This is a genomic window from Brevundimonas sp. (genome assembly GCF_023259385.1).
Taxonomy (GTDB): Bacteria; Pseudomonadota; Alphaproteobacteria; order Caulobacterales; family Caulobacteraceae; genus Brevundimonas.
Map to the genome: position 1 here is coordinate 1 of NZ_JAHFPF010000342.1, position 2,751 is coordinate 2,751.

Consider the following 2,751-nt stretch of genomic DNA (forward strand, 5'->3'; position numbering starts at 1 on the left):
GGACGACAGGGCGCCCAGGACGAAATACTTCAGGCCCGCCTCGGACGCCTTCAGGTCGTCGCGGTGGAAGGCGGCCAGCACATACAGGGCCAGCGAGTGCAGCTCGATGCCGACGTAGAGCGAGATCAGGTCGCCCGACGAGGCCATCATGCCCATGCCGGCCGAGGCCAGCACGATCAGGACCGGGAATTCGAAGCGCGCGATCTTGGACCGGTGCATCCAGCCGTTGCCTAGGACGATGGCGGCGGCGCTGGACAGGAAGATCACGGCCTTGCCGTAGACGGCCAGCGGATCGGCCACATAGGCGCCGTTGAAGGCCTGGCCCAGCGGGCCGGTCACGGTGACGGCGGTGGCGGCGATCAGCAGCAGCACCGACAGCCAGGACACCAGGCCGGCGCTGCGCTCGCCCGAGAAGGCGCCGACCATCAGCAGCACAAGGCCGCCGACGGCGAGCGTGATCTCGGGGGCCGAGAGTTGGAGGGCGGAAATCAGATCAGGCATCATGGTCTCAGCCACCGATCGCGAGTTGATAGGCGGACGTCAGGGCCCCGACCGAGGCGTTGGTGTAGTCCAGCACCAGCCCGGGCTGGACGCCCAGCAGCAGGGTGCCGACGATCAGCGGCGTGAAGATCAGAAGCTCGCGCTTGTCGATATCCAGGATGTCCTTGAGCTTCGGATTGGTGATCTCGCCGAACATGACGTTGCGGTACAGCGTCAGGGCGTAGACCGCCGAGAAGATCACGCCCGAGGCGGCGAACAGGGCCGTCCAGGTGGAGACCTGGTAGACGCCGGTCATGGTCAGAATCTCGCCGATGAAGCCCGAGGTCCCCGGCAGGCCGACGTTGGCCATGGTGAACATCAGGAAGATGGCGGCGAACCAAGGCATCCGGCTGGTCAGACCGCCGTAGAAGGCGATCTCGCGGGTGTGCATCCGGTCATAGACCACGCCGACGCAGAGGAAGAGCGCGCCCGAGATCAGGCCGTGGCTCAGCATCTGGAAGACCGCGCCCTGCACGCCCTGATCGTTGCCGGCGAAGATGCCCATGGTCACGAAGCCCATGTGCGCGACCGACGAATAGGCGATCAGCTTCTTGATGTCGGTCTGACGGAAGGCGACCAGCGAGGTGTAGACGATGGCGATGGCCGACAGGGTGAAGACCAGCGGCGCGAACATCTTGGGCGCGTCCGGGAACATCGGCAGGTTGAACAGGATGAAGCCGTAGCCGCCCATCTTCAGCAGGACGCCGGCCAGGATGACCGAGCCCGCCGTCGGCGCCTGAACGTGGGCGTCGGGCAGCCAGGTGTGCACCGGCCACATCGGCATCTTCACCGCGAACGAGGCGAAGAAGGCGAGCCACAGGATCGGCTGCGCGGTCGGCGAGAAGGCGAATTCCTTGAGCGCCGGGATGCTGGTGGTGCCGGCGGTATGCGCCATCCACAGCATGGCCAGGAACATCAGGACCGATCCCAGCAGGGTGTACAGGAAGAATTTGTACGCCGCGTAGATGCGGTTCGCCCCGCCCCACACCCCGATGATGATGAACATCGGGACCAGGGTGCCTTCGAAGAAGATGTAGAACAGGAACAGGTCCAGCGACGTGAACACGCCGATGACCAGCGTCTCCAGCACCAGGAAGGCGATCATGTAGTCGCTGACGCGGTCCTTGATCGAGTTCCAGCTGGCCAGGATGCAGATCGGCATCAGGAAGGCGGTCAGCAGGACGAACAGGATCGAGATCCCGTCCACGCCCAGGTGATACTGCGCGCCCGCGAACCAGACGTAGCGTTCGACGAACTGATAGGCGGCGCTGGACTGGTCGAAGTTCGCGACCAGCACGACCGAGACGGCCAGCGTCACCAGGGTGGTGACCAAGGCGATCCAGCGCGCGGCGCTGTCCACCGAGCCCTTGCCCAGCAGGCGGGTCAGCAACAGCAGGCCCGCGCCGACCAGCGGCAGGAAGGTGACGACGCTCAGGATGTAAGGGATCTGAGGCATGATCAGGCTCCCCACGCGGAGATGGCGAAGGCCAGGAACAGGCAGAGACCGATGAGCATCACGAACGCATAGAAGTAGACATAGCCGGACTGGAAGCGGGCGAGCCCGCCGGCGAACTTACGCGACAGCCAGGCGAAGCCGTTCGGCCCTCCCCCGTCGATGATCTTCACGTCGCCGATCTTCCAGAAGAAGTCGCCCAGCGCCTTGGCGCCCTTGACGAACACGAACTGGTACAGCTCGTCGAAGTACCACTTGTTGTACAGGAAGGCGTGGACCACGCCGCCACGATCGGCCATCCGGCGCGCCATGCCCTCCTTGAGGACATAGAGCCAGAAGGCGGCGAAGGTGCCGACCAGGGTCATGACCAGCGGCGACCACTTCACCCAGGTCGGAACCGAGTGGGCGTCGTGCAGGACGTGGTTGTGCGGGCCCGAGAAGATCGCGGCCTTCCAGAACTCGCCCTCGTGGTGCCCGATGAAGAAGGGCGCGAAGACGAAACCGGCGGCCACGGCGCCGACCGACAGGGCCAGCAGCGGAACCAGCATGATCCACGGGCTCTCGTGCGGCTTCAGCGGGCCGTGGTGGCCGTGGTCGTCATGAGCGTGATCGTCATGCGCGTCCGGCTCGGAGTGGGTCTCCAGCTGGGCGTGCGAGGCGTGGTCGTCATGCGCGTGCGCATGATCGTCGTGGTGCTCGTCCTTCCACACCGGCTTGTTGTGGAAGGTCATGAACACCAGGCGCCACGAATAGTAGGC

Annotated in this window: 2 protein-coding genes and 1 pseudogene; all 3 read right to left on the minus strand. The window is 65.1% G+C overall.

What is annotated here, in order from left to right; all coding sequences use genetic code 11:
- The coding region (locus Q0C81_RS17925) for a proton-conducting transporter membrane subunit (RefSeq protein WP_291841144.1) at positions 1-501 on the minus strand (501 nt) is incomplete at its 3' end.
- 7 nt (positions 502-508) lie between these two features.
- Positions 509-1,996, minus strand: a complete 1,488-nt coding sequence (locus Q0C81_RS17930) for an NADH-quinone oxidoreductase subunit M (protein ID WP_291841146.1) — start codon at positions 1,994-1,996, stop codon at positions 509-511.
- Positions 1,997-1,998: 2 nt separating this feature from the next.
- A pseudogene (locus Q0C81_RS17935) lies at positions 1,999-2,751 on the minus strand (NADH-quinone oxidoreductase subunit L); the annotation flags it as partial.

What these genes read in the sequence shown, in the direction of transcription:
- Q0C81_RS17930 (WP_291841146.1), bottom strand. Translation starts at nt 1,996, where the DNA reads ATGCCTCAGATCCCTTACATCCTGAGCGTCGTCACCTTCCTGCCGCTG.